The organism is Streptomyces sp. RLA012 (assembly GCF_056270325.1).
On sequence record NZ_JBWDPA010000002.1, the window covers coordinates 9454622 to 9471671 of the forward strand.

Annotated in this window: 18 protein-coding genes; 9 read left to right on the forward strand and 9 right to left on the reverse strand. The window is 71.1% G+C overall.

What is annotated here, in order from left to right; all coding sequences use genetic code 11:
* The first annotated feature begins 135 nt into the window (after positions 1 to 135).
* Positions 136 to 1653 carry a glutamate-cysteine ligase family protein gene (locus tag RV986_RS42990; protein WP_475922566.1) on the forward strand — a complete coding sequence of 506 codons (1518 nt, stop codon included), beginning with the start codon at positions 136 to 138 and terminating at the stop codon, positions 1651 to 1653.
* A gap of 129 nt (positions 1654 to 1782) precedes the next feature.
* On the opposite strand, the gene RV986_RS42995 is transcribed toward RV986_RS42990, so the two are convergent.
* Positions 1783 to 3558: a substrate-binding and VWA domain-containing protein gene (locus tag RV986_RS42995; RefSeq protein ID WP_475922567.1), complete on the reverse strand. Its 1776-nt coding sequence runs from the start codon at positions 3556 to 3558 to the stop codon at positions 1783 to 1785.
* 243 nt (positions 3559 to 3801) lie between these two features.
* Here RV986_RS42995 and RV986_RS43000 point away from each other — a divergent pair, with 243 nt between their 5' ends.
* Entirely contained in the window at positions 3802 to 4602 is an 801-nt protein-coding gene (locus RV986_RS43000) for a CPBP family intramembrane glutamic endopeptidase (RefSeq protein ID WP_475922568.1), read from the forward strand.
* A 76-nt stretch (positions 4603 to 4678) separates the two neighbouring features.
* On the opposite strand, the gene RV986_RS43005 is transcribed toward RV986_RS43000, so the two are convergent.
* Positions 4679 to 5494, reverse strand: a complete 816-nt coding sequence (locus RV986_RS43005; RefSeq protein ID WP_475922569.1) for a PhzF family phenazine biosynthesis protein — start codon at positions 5492 to 5494, stop codon at positions 4679 to 4681.
* A 108-nt stretch (positions 5495 to 5602) separates the two neighbouring features.
* Positions 5603 to 6055, reverse strand: coding sequence for a hypothetical protein (locus RV986_RS43010; protein ID WP_475922570.1), 453 nt, complete (start codon positions 6053 to 6055; stop codon positions 5603 to 5605).
* Between the two features lie 149 nt (positions 6056 to 6204).
* On the opposite strand from RV986_RS43010, the gene RV986_RS43015 reads away from it, so the two are divergent.
* On the forward strand, positions 6205 to 6870 hold the full coding sequence (locus RV986_RS43015; RefSeq protein ID WP_475922571.1) for a PadR family transcriptional regulator: 666 nt from the start codon (positions 6205 to 6207) through the stop codon (positions 6868 to 6870).
* A gap of 137 nt (positions 6871 to 7007) precedes the next feature.
* Here RV986_RS43015 and RV986_RS43020 read toward each other — a convergent pair whose 3' ends face one another.
* Both RV986_RS43020 and RV986_RS43025 read right to left on the reverse strand, forming a co-directional pair.
* Positions 7008 to 7436, reverse strand: a complete 429-nt coding sequence (locus tag RV986_RS43020) for a type II toxin-antitoxin system Rv0910 family toxin (protein WP_475922572.1) — start codon at positions 7434 to 7436, stop codon at positions 7008 to 7010.
* 116 nt (positions 7437 to 7552) lie between these two features.
* Entirely contained in the window at positions 7553 to 7741 is a 189-nt protein-coding gene (locus RV986_RS43025; protein WP_475922573.1) for a hypothetical protein, read from the reverse strand.
* Positions 7742 to 7911: 170 nt separating this feature from the next.
* Here RV986_RS43025 and RV986_RS43030 point away from each other — a divergent pair, with 170 nt between their 5' ends.
* From RV986_RS43030 to RV986_RS43040, 3 genes are all read left to right on the forward strand, one after another.
* Entirely contained in the window at positions 7912 to 8508 is a 597-nt protein-coding gene (locus tag RV986_RS43030) for a peptidase (RefSeq protein ID WP_475922574.1), read from the forward strand.
* A 149-nt stretch (positions 8509 to 8657) separates the two neighbouring features.
* Positions 8658 to 9668 (forward strand): EamA family transporter, encoded by a 1011-nt coding sequence (locus RV986_RS43035; RefSeq protein WP_475922575.1) that lies wholly within the window; start codon positions 8658 to 8660, stop codon positions 9666 to 9668.
* A gap of 202 nt (positions 9669 to 9870) precedes the next feature.
* Entirely contained in the window at positions 9871 to 10884 is a 1014-nt protein-coding gene (locus RV986_RS43040) for a DMT family transporter (RefSeq protein WP_475922576.1), read from the forward strand.
* 26 nt (positions 10885 to 10910) lie between these two features.
* Here the strand turns inward: RV986_RS43040 and RV986_RS43045 are convergent, their stop codons facing one another.
* The gene (locus tag RV986_RS43045; protein ID WP_475924644.1) at positions 10911 to 11624 is read right to left on the reverse strand and encodes a pyridoxamine 5'-phosphate oxidase family protein; all 714 of its coding nucleotides are present in this window, start codon (positions 11622 to 11624) and stop codon (positions 10911 to 10913) included.
* 47 nt (positions 11625 to 11671) lie between these two features.
* On the opposite strand from RV986_RS43045, the gene RV986_RS43050 reads away from it, so the two are divergent.
* The gene (locus RV986_RS43050) at positions 11672 to 13003 is read left to right on the forward strand and encodes an aminotransferase class I/II-fold pyridoxal phosphate-dependent enzyme (protein WP_475922577.1); all 1332 of its coding nucleotides are present in this window, start codon (positions 11672 to 11674) and stop codon (positions 13001 to 13003) included.
* Positions 13004 to 13210: 207 nt separating this feature from the next.
* On the opposite strand, the gene RV986_RS43055 is transcribed toward RV986_RS43050, so the two are convergent.
* Positions 13211 to 14179 carry a DMT family transporter gene (locus RV986_RS43055; protein ID WP_475922578.1) on the reverse strand — a complete coding sequence of 323 codons (969 nt, stop codon included), beginning with the start codon at positions 14177 to 14179 and terminating at the stop codon, positions 13211 to 13213.
* A gap of 75 nt (positions 14180 to 14254) precedes the next feature.
* On the opposite strand from RV986_RS43055, the gene RV986_RS43060 reads away from it, so the two are divergent.
* Complete coding sequence (locus tag RV986_RS43060) at positions 14255 to 15157, forward strand: LysR family transcriptional regulator (RefSeq protein WP_475922579.1); 903 nt, start codon at positions 14255 to 14257, stop codon at positions 15155 to 15157.
* A 50-nt stretch (positions 15158 to 15207) separates the two neighbouring features.
* Here the strand turns inward: RV986_RS43060 and RV986_RS43065 are convergent, their stop codons facing one another.
* Complete coding sequence (locus RV986_RS43065) at positions 15208 to 15675, reverse strand: pyridoxamine 5'-phosphate oxidase family protein (protein ID WP_475922580.1); 468 nt, start codon at positions 15673 to 15675, stop codon at positions 15208 to 15210.
* 194 nt (positions 15676 to 15869) lie between these two features.
* Between RV986_RS43065 and RV986_RS43070 the strand changes: the two genes are divergently transcribed.
* Positions 15870 to 16508, forward strand: coding sequence for a cysteine hydrolase family protein (locus RV986_RS43070; RefSeq protein ID WP_475922581.1), 639 nt, complete (start codon positions 15870 to 15872; stop codon positions 16506 to 16508).
* A gap of 23 nt (positions 16509 to 16531) precedes the next feature.
* Here the strand turns inward: RV986_RS43070 and RV986_RS43075 are convergent, their stop codons facing one another.
* Entirely contained in the window at positions 16532 to 17005 is a 474-nt protein-coding gene (locus RV986_RS43075; protein WP_475922582.1) for a Rieske (2Fe-2S) protein, read from the reverse strand.
* Positions 17006 to 17050 lie beyond the last annotated feature (45 nt).

Here is a 17050-nt window from a genome sequence, read left to right on the forward strand (position 1 = left end):
GCCTCTGGACAACGGGTACCAGCGTAGCGGTCGACAAGGCTGTACAGGGCGTTATCGATCGTGTTGCCTGGGCATCATCCTGCGGGACAGCAGGGGCCGGAGGATCGGCCTGCCCATTCGAGGAGGGACGCTTCGATGGGAGAGAAGGTCGTGGCAGGGCCGTACGGCCTGTCTGATCGCCAGCGCTACCGCGACAAGCTCCGGCAGTGCCTGACGGGGCTGGCGCGGCTGCTGGAGGAGAAGCGGTTCGATCGTCCGAGGAATCTCATGGGTCTGGAGATCGAGCTGAATCTCGCCGGACCTGACGGCATGCCCAGGATGATGAATGCGCAAGTACTGGAAAGGATTGCGAGCCGAGACTTTCAAACAGAACTTGCCATGTTCAATCTGGAAGTAAACATAGCCCCACATCGATTGGGTGGCCGGGTATTCGACCGGCTCGCCGAGGAGCTGCGCATCTCGCTCGCATATGCCCATCGAAAAGCCGGGGAAGTCGACGCCGGAATCGTGATGATCGGGATTCTGCCGACGCTCGACCGCGACGACCTGGTCTCCTCGAACCTGTCGGACGTGGACCGCTACACCCTGCTCAACGACCAGATCGTGGCCGCCCGCGGCGAGGACTTCGCGCTCGACATCGACGGCGTGGAGCGGCTGGTCTGTACGTCGAAGTCGATCGCGCCCGAAGCCGCCTGCACCTCCGTGCAGTTGCACCTCCAGGTCACCCCGGCGCGTTTCGCGGACGTGTGGAACGCGGCGCAGGCCGTTGCCGCCGCGCAGGTCGCCGTCGGTGCCAACTCGCCCTTCCTGTTCGGCCGTGAGCTGTGGCGCGAGTCGAGGCCGCCGCTGTTCCTGCAGTCCACCGACACCCGGCCGCCGGAGCTCCAGGCCCAGGGGGTGCGGCCGCGCACCTGGTTCGGCGAGCGGTGGATCACCTCGGCGTACGACCTCTTCGAGGAGAATCTGCGCTTCTTCCCGCCTCTGCTGCCCGTCTGCGACGACGAGGACCCGCTCGCGGTCCTCGACGCCGGAGGCATCCCCAGGCTGGCCGAACTCGCGCTGCACAACGGCACGGTCTACCGCTGGAACCGGCCCGTGTACGGCATCGCCGACGGTGTCCCGCACCTGCGCGTGGAGAACCGTGTGCTGCCCGCCGGGCCCACCGTCACCGATGTCGTCGCCAACGCGGTCTTCTACTACGGGCTCGTCCGGGCGCTCGCCGAGGAGCCGCGGCCCGTGTGGACACGGCTGCCGTTCGAGTCCGCCGCCGCCAACTTCGACGCGGCCTGCCGCCATGGCATCGACGCGAGCCTGGAATGGCCGCGGCGCGGACGGTACGGGGGCACCACCCGGGTCGAGGCCGTGAACCTGGTCCGGGACGAGCTGCTGCCGCTCGCCGCCGGGGGGCTGGACGCGTGGGGTGTCGAGCCCGCCGACCGGGACTTCTACCTGGGCGTGATCGAGGACCGGTGCCGGCTGCGCGCCAACGGGGCGACCTGGCAGGCGGCCACCTTCCATCAGGCGCTGGAGAAGGGCCTCGGCAGGGACGCTGCGCTGGCGGCGACCACCCGGCGCTACGGCGAGCTGATGCACCTCGGCGAGCCGGTGCACACCTGGCCGGTGGGGCTGCCGGAGCCGGTGCCGCTGGGCTGAGCCGGAGCCGGTGTCCGTTCTTGGGGCGGTGGCCCGGTGCGGGTGTCTGTTCTTGGGGCGGTGGCCCGGTGTCGGTGTCCGTTCCTGGGGAACCGGTGTTGGTGCCGGTGTCTCCGCGGTGGGTGGGTGTCAGCCCTGGCTCTGGCTGCTCGCCGCCACGATGGCCTTGAGGATCACCGCGTGGATCTGCGCGGGGTCGTTGACCTGCTGACCCGAGCCGCCGGTCGCCTTGGCGATCTCCTCGACCTCCTGCTTGTCGGCGTCCGGGCCCACCGCGATCGCGATCAGCGGCACCGGGCGCTGCGGGTCGGTGAGTTGCTGCAACCGGGTGACGAGGGCCGAGCGCGAGATGCTTCCCGGGTCCTGGTTGGCGCCGTCGGTCAGCAGGACCACCGCGTTGAACTTCCCCTTCACATACGAGGAGGTGGCCGCCTTGTACGCGGCGAGCGTCGTGTCGTACAGGCCCGTCGCGCCGTTCGGGACGGGTTCCAGGGCGCTGAAGGCCGCCGACAGCTTGTCGCGCTGGGTACCCGTGCCCGCGCGCGTGCTGTCGCCCAGGCGTTCGGTCGGCACCAGCACCTGGTAGTCGCGGTCGCCGTCCAGGCGGGTGGAGAACTTCCACAGCCCGATCTCGTCCTCCGGGGTGAAGGTGGCGAGCGCCTGCAGCAGGGACGCCTTGGTGACGTCCATACGGGTCTGGCCGGTGCCCGGCACGGGCTGCGCCATGGACCCGGAGGCGTCGACGACCGTGGTGATCCGGGCGCTCTGCACCGTGATCGTCCATGTGCCGAGGGTTTCGTCGAGCGCCTTGGCCGGGGCGGGTTCGGCCGCGGCGCTCGCGAACGGCTGCGGGGCGCGGCCGCCGGCCTTGGCGACGAGCGCGGCCGAGACCTTCTCGTCGTCCGTGCGGAATCCGTGCTGTTCCAGGATCCGCAGCCCGTCCGGCTCACCCAGCAGCGTCATGAAGCGCAGCGCCGCACGGTTCTGGTCGGTGCTCAGCCGCACCTCGTCGACGAGCGTGAACGGGTAGTCGAGCCGCGGAGATCCGTCCTTGGGGTAGAAGAGGTCGAGACCATTGCCGCCGTCGGCCGAGGAGTTGTACGCGAATGCCGACTGCTCGGAGAGGATCAGCGCCTGGTTGCGCTTCGGATTGCCCTGCTCGGTGCCGGAGGAGTCGCGGGGGAGGGTGTCCAGGACCTGGCTGTCGCTGTCGGAGGTGCGTTGCGAGAGCGCCTTCGCCATCGCCGCGGCCTGGGTGTCACCGTCCTTGGTCCTGGCCGCGGCGGTGCTCAACCGGGTCAGCGCGAGCAGACCGGTCGCGCTGCGCGCCGGGTCGGCCGCACCCAGCCTCAGCTGGTCGTTCGCCATCGACGCGCCGGCCAACTCGGTCCAGGTGTATGTCTTGCCGGGCCATCCCAGCGGCTTCGCGGCCGACGGAACCATCGCGACGCCGACCGGTGAGGAGGCGATGTTCCCCGCCTGGGCCACCCCGGTCGCCCTGCCCTTCCCGGAGACCCGGTCCACCCACAGGGTGGAGTCCGGTACCCACACCTGCGCGTCGGACGTATTGCCCGCCTCCAGTGCGTCGGCGACCTTGTACGACTCGCGGGCGGTCACGGTGATGGCGATGCAGTGACCGTCGGAGGTGATGTTCTGGTCGCGGGCGTGGTCGGCGGCGGCCCGCAGCGCGGGCGCCACGTCCGGGGACGCGGCGATCTTGAGGTGCACGGCGTTGTCCCGGCAGGACGAACCGAAGGAGAGCAGACCGCTCTGGACGGCGACCGCGGTGCCCCCGGCGACCGTGAGGACCAGCACCGTCGCGATGGCCACCGTGCGGCGGCGCGCGCGTGGACGGGGGTCGGCCGCGCCCGCCCCGTACTCGTCGGGCAAGCTGTGACGTCCCATGAAGGTGGTGCCCTTCCCTGTATGAGCCGGAGCCTTCGAGCTGGAGCGATCGAGTCGGAGCGATTGAGTCGGAGCCGCGAGGCAGCCGTAAGAAACAGCCGTGAGGCAGAGAAAAAGGGGAGGTACGCCCCGTACGGCGTCCGTCCCCCCGACGGCCTGTCGCGCACGATCTTCGCAACTTCTTTCGAGACCCTAGCGGGGCGAAGATGGGGATGAGGCCGGATTACACAACTGGAGGCGGGAGTGCAGGTGGAGGCGGGGTCGGTGGCCGATTCTTTTCCCGAGAAGCGGCTGACGCGACGGATTCTCCGGGACGAGACTCTGCTCGTTCTGGGCCTTTCGCTCGGTGCGAGCGGAGTGTCGGCGCTGATCAGCTTTATCGGGTCGGTCACCAAACCGGGGGGGCTCAAGGATCAGGCGGCCACCCTCAACGCCTCGGCCGCGCCGGGCCGCCCCTGGCTGGATCTGGCTTGGCAGCTGTTCGGAATCGCCTCGGCTCTGGTGCCGGTCGCGCTGGTCGCGCATCTCCTGCTGAGGGAGGGTGAGGGGCTGCGCGTGATCGGTTTCGACCGTACGCGGCCCTGGCCGGACCTCGGACGCGGGGCCGCGATCGCGGCGGTGATCGGCAGTACGGGGATCGCCTTCTACCTGGCGGCCCGCGCGTTCGGCGGCAACCTCACGGTGGTGCCCGAAGCGCTGCCCGACGTGTGGTGGAAGTACCCGGTGCTGATCCTGTCGGCCGTGCAGAACGCCGTACTGGAAGAGGTCATCGTCGTCGGGTATCTGCTGCGCCGGCTCGGGCAGTTGGGCTGGACGCCGGGGACCGCGCTGGTGGCGAGTGCGGTACTGCGCGGCTCGTACCACCTCTACCAGGGCTTCGGTGGCTTCGTCGGCAACATGGCGATGGGCGTGGTCTTCGTCTGTCTGTACCGGCGTTGGGGCCGGGTCGGACCGCTCGTGGTCGCGCACTCGCTGCTCGACATCGGGGCGTTCGTGGGGTACGCGCTGCTGGCGGGGAAGGTGAGCTGGCTGCCGACTGCCTGAGCAAGCGCGTGAGCGGGTCCTCAAGGCGGGTCCTCAAGGGGCGTACGACACTCTCGTACGCCCCTTTCGTGTGCCGTTACGCGAGCAGTTCGCCGTCGATCACCGTGACCGCGCGGCCGGTGAGCAGCGTACGGTCGCCGCGCAGTGCGGTGCGGACGAGGCCGGAGCGCGGGGAGGCCTGCAGGCCGGTCAGGTCGGGGCGGCCCAGACGCTCGGACCAGTAGGGCGCGAGAGCGGTGTGGGCGCTGCCGGTGACCGGGTCCTCGTCGATGCCGACGTTCGGGAAGAAGCAGCGCGAGACGAAGTCGTAGCCCTGGGCGGGGTCTTCGGCGCGGGCGGTCGCGATGATGCCACGCTCGGAGTACCGGGCGAGGGCCTTGACGTCGGGGACGAGTCCCCGGACCGTCTTCTCGTCGGCGACCTCGATCAGCAGGTCGCCGATGTTCGGGCCGGTGTCGAAGGTCGTGAGCGGCTCGGCGCCCAGGGCCTCGGCGACGCCGTCCGGGAGCCCGACCGGGGTGAGCGGCGCGGTGGGGAAGTCCAGCGTGAGAGAGCCGTCCTCGTGGGGCGTGGCGATGAGGACGCCGCTGAGGGTGGCGAACCGCACGGGTCCCGTGTGGGCGCCGGTGGTGCGCAGGACGTGTGCGGTGGCGAGGGTCGCGTGCCCGCACATCGCGACCTCGGCGACCGGCGTGAACCAGCGCAGCGCCCAGTCGGCGGCACCACCCTCGGGGAGGCGGTGCGCGAACGCCGTCTCCGCGTGGTTGACCTCCAGGGCCACGCTCTGGAGCCGGGCGTCCGCCGGGAAGGCGTCGGAGTCCAGGAGGAGGACTCCGGCCGGGTTGCCGGTGAAGGGACGGTCGGTGAAGGCGTCGACGATTCGAATCCGCATGCCCCGACGCTAGTGGCCCGAGCGGGCCGCGGGACAAGGCCAATCCCGGGGATCTGGACCCTCCGCGGGCGGTGCGGGTCGCTGGTCGGCGACCGCCGCGCCCCCGCTTCACTCGTCGGGGCTGTCCCCGGTCAGCAGCCGCTCCAGGGCCGTGACGGCGATGGAGGCGTCGGGCGTGGTCAGGACGAGTGTGGGGTCGGGAGTGCCCATCAGGAGCCCGGACCACACTCGGAAGACGGGGCTGCCGTCCGGGCCGCCCTTGTCGAACGAGACGGAACCCGGCAGGACCAGCACGTCCGCATCCACGTCCGCGGAGGTGAAGGTGGGTGGTTCGGTGCTGAACCTCAGGTGGTTGTGGCTGGTGAACGGGTGCCACTGGCTGAGCCCGCCGGCCCGCGCGGCCCGCACCAGTTCCTCCTCGACGGGCGGCACCCACGACGGGCGGTCCCGGACCGAGGCGTCCCCGAGACGCGCCGTCTCGGTCACCCAGTCCCAGGACTCGTCGAGCGACCACGAACCGACATCCCTGATGCCCTGATCCCCCATGCCCTGATCCCCCATGCCCCGATTCTCGCCTCGACGGAATGTCCTGCCCAGAGCGCTGCAGCCCGGGTCGGACCCGGGCTGCGGAACCTGGGGTTGTCAGGCGAGCTATTCCGATATATCGTTGAAGCATCGCGACCGATCAACGAATGAATGGAGTGATGGCGATGCGTTCCCAAGGACAGGAATTTGGATTCGAGCGTGGCCATGGGCGGCACGGCGGGCCCGGCCCGCGTGACCGGAGCCGCTTCGAGGGGCGGCGCGGGGCTTTCGGGCCCTTCGGGCCGGGAGGTCCGGGCGGTGGCCCTGGCGGCCCCGGCTTCGGTTTCGGTGGACCCGGCTTCGGCCCGGGCTCCTGGGGCGGGCGCGGTGGCCGCGGCGGACCGCGGGGCAGGGCGCGGCGCGGTGACGTACGCGCGTCGATCCTGGCCCTGCTCAAGGACCGGCCCATGCACGGCTACGAGATGATCCAGGAGATCGCCGAGCGCAGCGGCGGGGCGTGGAAGCCCAGCCCCGGTTCGGTCTACCCGACCCTCCAGTTGCTGGAGGACGAGGGCCTCATCGCGAGCGCGGCCGAGGGCGGCAAGAATCTGTTCTCGCTCACCGACGATGGCCGCGCCACGGCCGACGCCGGCCCCGACGCGCCCTGGGAAGAGGCCGGGCGCGGGGTCGACTGGGAGACGCTGCACGAGATCCGGCAGGCCGGCTTCGGCCTCATGGAGGCCTTCGGTCAGGTCTGGAAGACCGGCAGCAAGGACCAGCGCGACAAGGCGCTGGCGGTCATCAACGAAGCCCGCAAGAAGCTGTACCTCATCCTCGCCGACGAGGACTGACGGGCATGCTGTGGTACGTGACGGCGCCCCGTGGAAGTGTCTCCGCGGGGCGCCTTTCCGCGTACGGGGGCTGGGTGGGGGTCATGGACCAGGCGCATGTCCCGGATCAGGCACGAGTCGTGGACCGGGTGCCGGACTCAGGTCACCAGTCCGCCCAGCTTGCGCAAGGACTCGTTGAGGGCGGCCGTCGCCGAGTCCTTGAGCTTGCCGGCCATCAGGGAGACGGCCGCGCCGGTGAACTCCCCGTCGATCCGCACCGATGTGGCGTCGCCGTCGGGGGTCAGGGTGTAGCGGGTGGCGACGGTCACCGCCATCGGGCCCTTGCCGCGGATGGCCAGGAGGCGGGCGGGCTCCAGTTCCTCGATGGTCCAGTCGACCTCGGCCGGGAATCCCATGAGCTTCATGTTCTCCGCGAAGGTGCCGCCCACCTCCAGTGAGGTGGGGCCGCCCTTGGGGAAATTGGTGTGGGTCGAGTTCCACTTCCCGTACGAGGAGAAGTCCGTGAGCTGCGCCCACACCTTGTCGGCGGGCGCCTCGATACGTGTTTCCGCGCTGACTTCGGCCATGCGACCACCCCTTCGTGTCGGGCGCTGCGCCCGGCGCAGCTACGGTGTCGCGGAACGTATCCGGGGTGCCCGAAACATTCAATACTGATGAACCGTCAGAAAGTGTGGAGGTGGCGTCAGCCCACCCGTCGTTTCACCGTCGCGCCGAACAGGTCCCACGCGCGCGGGTGGGGCCCCTCGTCGTGGCAGTGCCATGCTTCCCAGAACAGGTCGGCGAGCAGTGCGTTCGCGGGGGCGTACATCCGGTACACGTACTGCCTGCCGTCGACCGCGGTCAGGGCCACCAGCCAGCACCTGCTCTCCATGTCCGTGAGGGACGAGAGCCGCAGCGGGGCGGTGCACGCCCCAGGGGGAAAACGACGCGAAGTCATCCGTAAGGAGGAGAACGTACGCACGGATGCCCACCCAGTGTCGGACGCGAAAATGCTGCGCACCGAGGATGCCCAGCACCGAAGAAACTGATGGGGTGGGGGTCGTGTCACCGCGTATTCCTCAGCAAGCGGCCGCCGAGAGCGGCTCCCCCCGCACGGAACTCGATGCCAGGCTCGGTGCCGAGCTGGCCTCGGTGGTCTCCGGTGCGCGCAGGCGGGCGCTGCGGGACGGGGACCGGCAGATCGACACCGCGCATCTGCTGCACTCGCTGCTGGAGGCGGATCCGCGGGTGCGGGCCGTCTTCGACGGCGCCCCGCAGGTCGCCCGGCTGCTCGGCTATCTCGTGCAGCGAAGCATCGGCTACGGCCTGCGCTGGCAGAGTGCCGTCGAGGACTCCGGCGCCGTGCGCGTCGTGGCCGAGGCGGGCTGGTCTCCCGCGGCGTCCGGTGCCATGGAGGGGGCCTGCGGGCGGGCCGAACTGCGGGGCGACGAGCGGGCCCGCTGTCTTGATCTGCTCGCCGGGATCGTCTCCGACCCGCAGTCGCGGGCCGTCGAGGTTCTCGGGCGCGCCGGTGTCGACGCCCGGGCGCTGCTGCTGCGGATCGAGGCCGCGCTCGAAGCGTCGTTCGATGCCGAGGGCACACATGAGTTCGACTTCGAATTCGAGGGGTACGCCGGGGGCGGCGAGCAGGGCCACTGAGTCCGACTGTCCGGTTCGGCCGTCCGGTTCGGTTGCCGGGCCCGGCCATCGTGTCCGGCGTCCGGTCCGGCTGTCGCGTCCGGTCGTCCGGTCCAGCCGTTGAGACAGGTGTCATCGGGGGTGACGCTCATGTCGTCGCCTGTCATCATGTGCCGGTGCATACGTCTCAGAGCAGTCAGGGCAACCGTGGAAAGGGCGTCGGCCTGGGCCTCGCCCTGGCGTCGGCGGTCGCCTTCGGCGGATCGGGTGTCGCGGCGAAGCCGCTGATCGAGGCGGGTCTCGACCCGCTCCACGTGGTGTGGCTGCGAGCCGCGGGCGCCGCCCTGCTGATGCTGCCGCTGGCTGTACGCCATCGTGCACTCGTCCGCCGGCGGCCCGCACTGCTCGCCGGGTTCGGACTGCTCGCCGTGGCCGGTGTCCAGGCCTGCTACTTCGCCGCGATCTCCCGTGTCCCCGTCGGCGTCGCGCTGCTCGTCGAGTACCTCGCGCCGGCGCTCGTGCTCGGCTGGGTGCGGTTCGTGCAGCGCCGTCCCGTGACGCGCGCCGCGGCCCTCGGGGTCGTCCTCGCGGTCGGCGGACTGGCCTGTGTCGTCCAGGTGTGGTCGGGGCTGAGCTTCGACTCCGTGGGGCTGCTGCTCGCGCTGGGCGCCGCCTGCTGCCAGGTCGGCTACTTCGTCCTGTCCGACCAGGGCAGCGACGCGGGCGCCGAGGCACCGGACCCGCTCGGTGTCATCGCGTACGGCATGCTGGCCGGTGCCCTCGTCCTGACGGTCGTCGCGCGTCCCTGGACCATGGACTGGTCGGTGCTCGGGGGCGGCGCGGACATGAACGGCACGTCCGTCCCCGCCGCGCTGCTCCTCGCCTGGATCGTGCTGATCGCCACCGTCGTCGCGTACGTCACCGGAGTGCTCTCCGTGCGCAGGCTCTCTCCGCAGGTCGCGGGCGTCGTGGCCTGCCTGGAGGCGGTCATCGCGACCGTCCTCGCCTGGGTCCTGCTCGGTGAGCACCTCTCGGCGCCGCAGATCGTCGGCGGCGCGGTGGTGCTGATGGGGGCGTTCATCGCGCAGTCGTCGGCGCCCGTGAAACCCTCGGACGGCCCGGTCGCGGGCGGCGGCAAGGGCGCCGAACGGGAGTTGTCGGCCCCTACGACCGCCGTCTAGGGTGCTGACCATGCCTTCGACGCTCGTTCTGCCGCCTCCCGCCGCCTGAGGCGGGCCTTCCGTAATCCTCGCCCGGCCGAGTCGCCGGGGGAACGGCGCTGCCCGCAGAAGAAGTCCGAGGACCTTTCCGTACGTCCCTGCCGACCCGGCACGGACTGCGACGCGGTCCCTTCCCGAACTTCCGCGCATCTGCCTTCTGTGCATGCGCGCACCTGTGTATCTGCGGAGAGAACACGTGCCGAACGCTGCTTCCGGTGTTGCTTCCGGCCTGTCCCTCGGGCGAGGTCTCCTCTATCTGATCGTCGCCGGTGCCGCCTGGGGCACCGCGGGCGCGGCCGCGTCACTGGTCTACCGGGCCAGTGACATGGGGCCGGTCGCCCTCTCCTTCTGGCGCTGTGCGGGCGGACTCGTCCTGCTGCTCGCCGCGCGACTGCGGCGGCGCAGGCCGGTCGTGCCCGTCGTGCGGGAGCCACTCCGGCGCAAGGCGCTGCGGATCGGCGTCACGGGCTGCGGGCTCGCCGTCTTCCAGACCGCCTACTTCGCCGCCGTCGAGGCCACCGGGCTGGCGGTGGCGACCGTCGTCACGCTGGGCGCCGGACCCGTGCTCATCGCGCTCGGCGCGCGGCTGACCCTGGGGGAGCGGCTCGGGCGCGGCGGCGCCGTCGCCGTCGTCGGGGCGCTCACCGGGCTCGGGGTGCTGGTGCTGGGCAGCGGGGGCGCGACGGTGCGTCCCTGGGGCGTCGTGCTCGCGGTCGTGTCCGCGGCCGGGTACTCCACGATGACACTGCTCACCCGCTGGTGGGGCCGCGCCGGACGGGTCGACGGGTCCGGCGCGACGGTGTGGGCGTTCGCCGTCACCACTGTCTGCCTGCTGCCGCTCGGTCTGGCCGAGGGGCTGGTCCCGCACGCCGCCCGCCCGGCGCAGGTGCTGGTTCTGCTGGCGTACATCGCCGCCGTTCCCACGGCACTGGCCTACGCCCTGTTCTTCGCGGGCGCCGCCGTCGTCCGCTCCGCGACCGTCTCCGTGATCATGCTTCTGGAGCCGGTGAGCGCGGCCGTACTGGCCGTCGGGCTGCTCGGCGAGCGACTGTCCGTGGCCACGCTCGCGGGCACCCTGCTGATGCTGGGCGCGGTCGCCGGGCTGGCGGTGGCCGAGGCGAGGAGCGCCCGGGGTGATACCCGCGGGGTGCCCGAGCAGGAGCGGGCGCTCGTCTGAGACACCCTCACAGGGATGTCAGGTGGTCACGGGGTTGTCAGGTAGTCGGGGAGTTCGATGCCGGGGGCCAGGTCGTCGGCGGGGATCGGGGTGCCGTGTCCCTTGGTGAGGGGGACGACTCCGGTCCAGTGGGGGAGGCCGAGGTCCTCCGCGTCGTCGTTCGGGCCGCCGGTGCGCAGCTTCGCGGAGACCTCGTTCAGGTCGAGACGGATCACGGCCGTGGCGGCCAGTTCCTTGGCGTTGGCCGGGCGGGAGTCGTACGAGCGGCCGGGGACGGCACTGTCGACCAGCGCGTCCAGGGCCCGGCGCTTCTCCTCCGGGTCGGTCACCTGGTGGGCGATGCCGTGCACCACCACCGAGCGGTAGTTGATCGAGTGGTGGAAGGCGGACCGGGCCAGGACCAGGCCGTCGACATGGGTGACGGTCAGGCAGACCGGCAGCCCGGGGTCGGCCTGACCGGTCATCCGCAGCGGGCGCGAACCCGTCGAGCCGTGCACGTACAGGCGCTCGCCGGCCCGGGCGTACAGGGTGGGGAGCACGACCGGGGCGCCGTCCCGGACGAAGCCGAGGTGGCAGACGTAGCCCTCGTCCAGTACCGCGTGGACCAGCTCGTGGTCGTACACGGCACGCTCCTTGGAGCGGGTGGGGACGGTGCGGTCGGTCGGCGTGTAGGCAGCGGGCCGCGTCGTCCCCGGTCGGGTTTCTGTCTGTGTCGTCGTCCCTGTCGTTGTCTCCGGCATCGCGTCCGCCATTGCGTCCTCCATTGCACTAGTGCATAATCTGCTTTGTGCTAGGAGAGTACCGAATCGAAGGCCGTCGTGCAGCAGACATTTCCGCGAGCGTCGAGCGTGCGGTGGGCGCCGGAGCGCTCGAACCGGGTCAGTTGCTCCCGCCTATGCGGGAGTTGGCCGAACAGCTCGGGGTGAATCCCAATACCGTCGCCGCCGCCTATCGCACCCTGCGCGAGCGCGGGGTCATCGAGACGGCGGGCCGGCGCGGCAGCCGGGTCCGCTCCAAGCCCGCCACGACGGGACGCGAGTACATCCGGATCGAGGTGCCGGACGGCGTGCGGAACGTGGTGGACGGCAACCCCGACCGCGCCCTGCTGCCCGGCCTCGCCGAGGCGTTCGCGGTGGCGGCGGGAGGGTCGGACCGGGACCCCGTGCTGTACGGGGAGGCGGCCGTCGAACCGGGGCTGGCCCGGCTCGCCCGCGCCGACCTCGACGCGGACGGGGTGCCCGACGGGCCGGTCGTCGTCACCTCCGGATCACTCGACGCCATCGAGCGCGTGCTGGTGGCCCATCTCAAGCCCGGGGACACCGTGGCCGTCGAGGATCCCGGCTGGGGCAGTCTCCTGGACCTCGTCCCGGCACTCGGACTGCGTACGGTTCCGGTGCGTGTCGACGACGAGGGTCCGCTTACCGAGGACGTACGACGTGCCCTGGAGGGCGGGGCCCGCGCGCTGATCGTCACGGACCGGGCGCAGAACCCGACCGGTGCCGCGGTGAGCGCCGCACGCGCGCGTGCCCTGCGGTCCGTGCTCAAGCGGCACTCGGAGGTCCTGCTCGTCGAGGACGACCACGGGCATCGGATCGTCGACGTGCCGCTGCACCCCCTGGCCGGGGTGACGCACAGCTGGGTCCTGGTGCGCTCCGTGGCCAAGGCGTACGGCCCCGACCTGCGACTCGCCCTGCTCACGGGGGATCCCGTCACCGTGGATCGGGTGCATGGGCGGCAGCGGCTGGGGCCCGGCTGGGTGAGCCATCTGCTGCAGCGGGCCGTCGCGCACCTGTGGACGAGCGGCGCGGTGGACGTCCGGGCCGTGGCGGCGGCGTACGGGCGGCGCCGGGAGGCGCTGATCGACGCCCTCAAGGAGCGCGGTATCGAGGCGCACGGGCGCAGCGGCATGAACGTCTGGGTTCCCGTCCCGGACGAGACCGGAGCGGTCGCGCGGCTGCTGCACGCCGGCTGGGCCGTCGCGCCCGGGGCGCGCTTCCGGATGAACGCGCCGCCCGGGATCAGGATCACCGTCTCGACCCTCACGCCGCACGACATCGGGCCGTTGGCGGACGCCGTCGCCTCGGCCATCGGCTCGGCGCCCGTACGCCGGTACGTCTGACCCGTACGCCGGTCGTCCTACCTGTACGCCGGTCGTCTCGCCCGTACGCCAGTCGCCTTCCCCGTATGTCAGTCGCCTCACCCGTATGTCGTTCGTCCGACCCGTACGACGGATGGGTCTGGCTTGAACCGCGGGGACGTCAGCCCGTGCGCCGGTGCGTCTGCCTCGTACGCGCTCGGGCTCGACGCGTGCGTCGCCGCGGCCGAGTCAGCGGCGGGCTCTGGTCTGTGTGAGCGCCGCGCCCGCGAGCACGATCACCGCGCCGACGGGCGTCGACCAGGTCAGCGACTCGCCGAGGATCGCCACACCCGCGGCGGTGGCGATGACCGGGACGAAGTACGTGACCATCTGGGCCGTCGTGGGACCGACCTCCGCGACCACGCCGTACTGGAGGAGCATGGCCAGGCCCGTGCCGAGGGCTCCCAGGACGACGATCGCCAGCAGCGGAACGACCGGGAAGTGACTCGGCAGGGTGGTGAACAGCGGGGTGACGAAGGCCAGTTGGGCGGTGGCCAGGAGCAGCTGGGCGCCGGTCATCGACAGGTGCGAGTGAGTGGTGCCGGCCAAGGTGCGCCGGACGTAGATCCAGCCGATCGGGTAGCTCAGCGAGGCCAGCAGAGCCATCGCCGTGCCCGCGGCGTCCAGGCCGTGGAAGCCCTGCCAGACGCCGAGGACCGTCAGAACGCCCATGAAGCCGATGCCCAGACCGGCGACCCTGCGGCGGGTCGGCCGGTCCTCGGAGAGAGCGACCAGGGACAGCGCCATGCCCCACAGCGGCGAGGTCGCGTTGCAGATGCCCGCGAGCGTGGACGGGATCGTGAGCTCGGAGTAGGCGAAGAGCGAGAACGGCAGCGCGTTGAGCAGGAAGGCCGCGACCACGAGATGGCCCCAGGTGCGTGCGCCGCGCGGCAGCCGCTCCCCCTTCACCGCCATCGCCACCGCGAGCACCGCCGTCCCGAACACCAGCCGCCCGAGGGTGACCTGGAAGGGTGCGTAGCCCTCCGTGCCGACCTTCATGAGCAGGAAGCTGAAACCCCAGATCAGGGCGAGGGCGCCGAAGCGGATCCGCCAGTCGAGGGCGAGGCGGCGGAGTGAGGCCGGGTCGGTGGTGGCGTTGCCGGTCGCATCGACGGTGGCATCGGCGGTGGCGCTTCGAGGAGTGGCGACGGAGCTCATACGGTCCACGATGAAGCACAGCAATCTCGTAGCACAAGCGAGATTTTTCGAGCGGTACCTCGTAGTATTACTTACATGTTGAACCTGGAGCGCCTGCGTACCCTCGACGCCCTCGCCCGGCACGGTTCGGTGAGCGGAGCGGCCGAGGGACTGCACGTCACGACCTCGGCCGTCTCCCAGCAGATGTCGAAGCTGGAGCGTGAGGTGGGGCAGCAGCTGCTCGCCAAGAACGGGCGGGGGGTGCGCCTCACGGACGCCGGGCGGCTGCTCGCGGAGCATGCCGCGCGCATCCTGTCGCAGGTCGAGCTGGCTCAGTCCGACCTGGAGGCGCAGCGCGGGCAGGTCATCGGCGAGCTGCGGCTCTCCGCGTTCCCGACCGCCGCGCGCGGGCTGTTCCCCGCCGCGCTCGCCGCGCTGCGCGCCGACCACCCCGGGTTGCGGGTGCGTTCGCGGGAGCTGGAGCCCGAGGCCGGGGTCGCGGGCGTGGTGCGGGGCGATCTCGACCTCGCGGTCGTGCTCGACTGGTACAACAAGCCGATGGCGCTGCCGGACGGCCTGGTCAAGGCCCCGGTCCTGGACGATCCGGCCGATGTGGCGATGTCCGTCGGGCACCGGCTCGCGGACCGGGCGGAGGTCGATCTCGAAGAGTTCGCCGAGGACGAGTGGATCACCTGGGGCGAGGGCGAGTTCTGCCATGAGTGGCTGATGTTCACGCTGCGTTCCAAGGGCGTCGAGCCGCACATCGGCCATCGCGCCGCGGAAACGCATACACAGCTCGGCCTGGTCGCCGCGGGGCTGGGTGTCTGCATCGCGCCGCTGCTCGGACGCCATCCGATGCCCGAGGGCGTCCTCACGGTGCCGCTTCGCCAGCGGGTGCGGCGCCATGTCTACGTCGTGTGGCGGGCGGACGCCGACCGCCGCCCGTCGATCAGGGCGGCGGTCGCGGCGCTGCGGGCGGCGGGGGAGAGCGTCGGCTGAGCGCCGACCGAGCCGCCGGCCCTGGGCCGGGGTGACGGCCCGGGCGAGTCCTACAGGGGCGGCAGCTTGCGGAAGTCCCAGGAGGCGATCGCCGTCGGGGTCAGGCGCGCCCACGCATGGCGCCCGTCGTGCGGCATCTCCTCCAGACCGAAGTTCTTGCGCGTGAACAGAGTCTCGGGGACGTCTAGTTCGGCGCACAGCTCACCGGTGCGCGGGATCTCGCCCACGAACTCGACGGTGCCGGACAGCTCGACGCCGCGCAGCTCCCCGTACTCCTCGCCGGTGTCGATCACCACGGCGATCCGCGGGTCGCGGCGCAGCTCCGTCCAGCGCTTGCTGCGTACCACGGAGTACAGCCACAGCGAGGTGCCGTCCCAGACGAACCAGAGGGCACTCACGTGCGGGGTGCCGTCCGTCGACACCGTCGCGACACGGCAGGTGCGCTGGGTGGTCAGGAACTCGTCCAGTTCGCCCGGGGTCATCATGATCTTCCGACCCCTGCGCTGAGTGACGGTCATGCGGTCACCTCTTCTTCCACGTCGACTCTGTGCGTCGATCTTCCGCGTCGATCTTCCGCATCGGGCAGTTGCGTCGATCTTCGGCATCGACAGAGATCCTCTGACATCGCGTCAGAAAAGCATGGGCCGTCTTCCGTCCACACGCAATGGTCGTTACGCTCGCCCGCCCCGACCCTCGACGACAAGGGGGAACCGTGCCCTCGTACGAACAGCTCAGCACACTCCTCGATCCCGCCACCACGGTACTGCTCACCGTGGAGTGCCAGCAGGGCGTCGTGGGCCCGGACGGCGCGCTGCCCGAACTCGCCAAGGAGGCGCGTTCGTCGGGGGCGCTCGCCAATGTGGCCCGGCTGGTGGCCGGCGCCCACGAGAGCGGAGTCCAGGTGATCCACGCGATCGCCGAGCGGCGGCCCGACGGACGGGGTGCCAACCACAACGCCCGGCTGTTCCGCGCGGCCGAACGGCTGCCTGTGCAGCAGCTCTCGGGGACCACGGCGGTGCGGATCGCGGCCCCCATCGAGGTCGCCGAGGAGGACTTCGTCGTACGACGTCTGCACGGGCTCTCGCCGATCGCGGGCACCGACGTCGATGCCCTGCTGCGCAACCTGGGCTGCCGCACTCTCGTCGTGACCGGCGTCTCGGCGAACGTGGCCGTTCCCAACGCCGTGTTCGACGCCGTGAACCGCGGCTACACCGCCGTCGTTCCCGCGGACGCCATCGCGGGGGTGCCGTCCGACTACACCCCCGCGATGATCCGCAACACGCTCGCCCTCGTCGCCACCATCACGGTGACCGACGAGGTGCTGGCCTGCTTCAAACGACCGCGCCGCTGAATCCCGGCCCGGTGGGAACGGGATCACGCGAGCTTGATCGAGTCCCCGTCCACGGTGATGTTGGCGGCGGCCAGCGGCTGCGTCGCGGGCCCCTTCTTCACACTGCCGTCGGTGGCCGAGAACTGGCTGTTGTGGCACGGGCAGGTGATCACGTTGTTCGAGATGTCCTTCACCGCGCAGCCCTGGTGGGTGCATTTGGACGAGAAGGCCTTGTAGGTGCCGGCGGCCGGCTGGGTGACCACGACGCCCTGGTCGCCGAAGACCTTGCCGCCGCCCTCCGGGATGTCGGTGGTCTTGGCGAGGACCGTGCCGGTCGCGGCCGCGCCCCCGCTGCTCGCGCCGGCACTGGAGCTGGAGTTCGAGCTGCTGGAGGAGTCGGAGGACTTGTCGTCCGACCCACACGCGGTCAGCGCGACGGCGAGTCCCGCCGTGCCGACCGCCGCCACGACGGTGCGGCGGGACGGGGCCGGGACGGGGTGAAGCGATTCGCTGGCCATGCTGACGTTCCCTTCAACGGATGTGATGGTGATCCATAAAGAAGT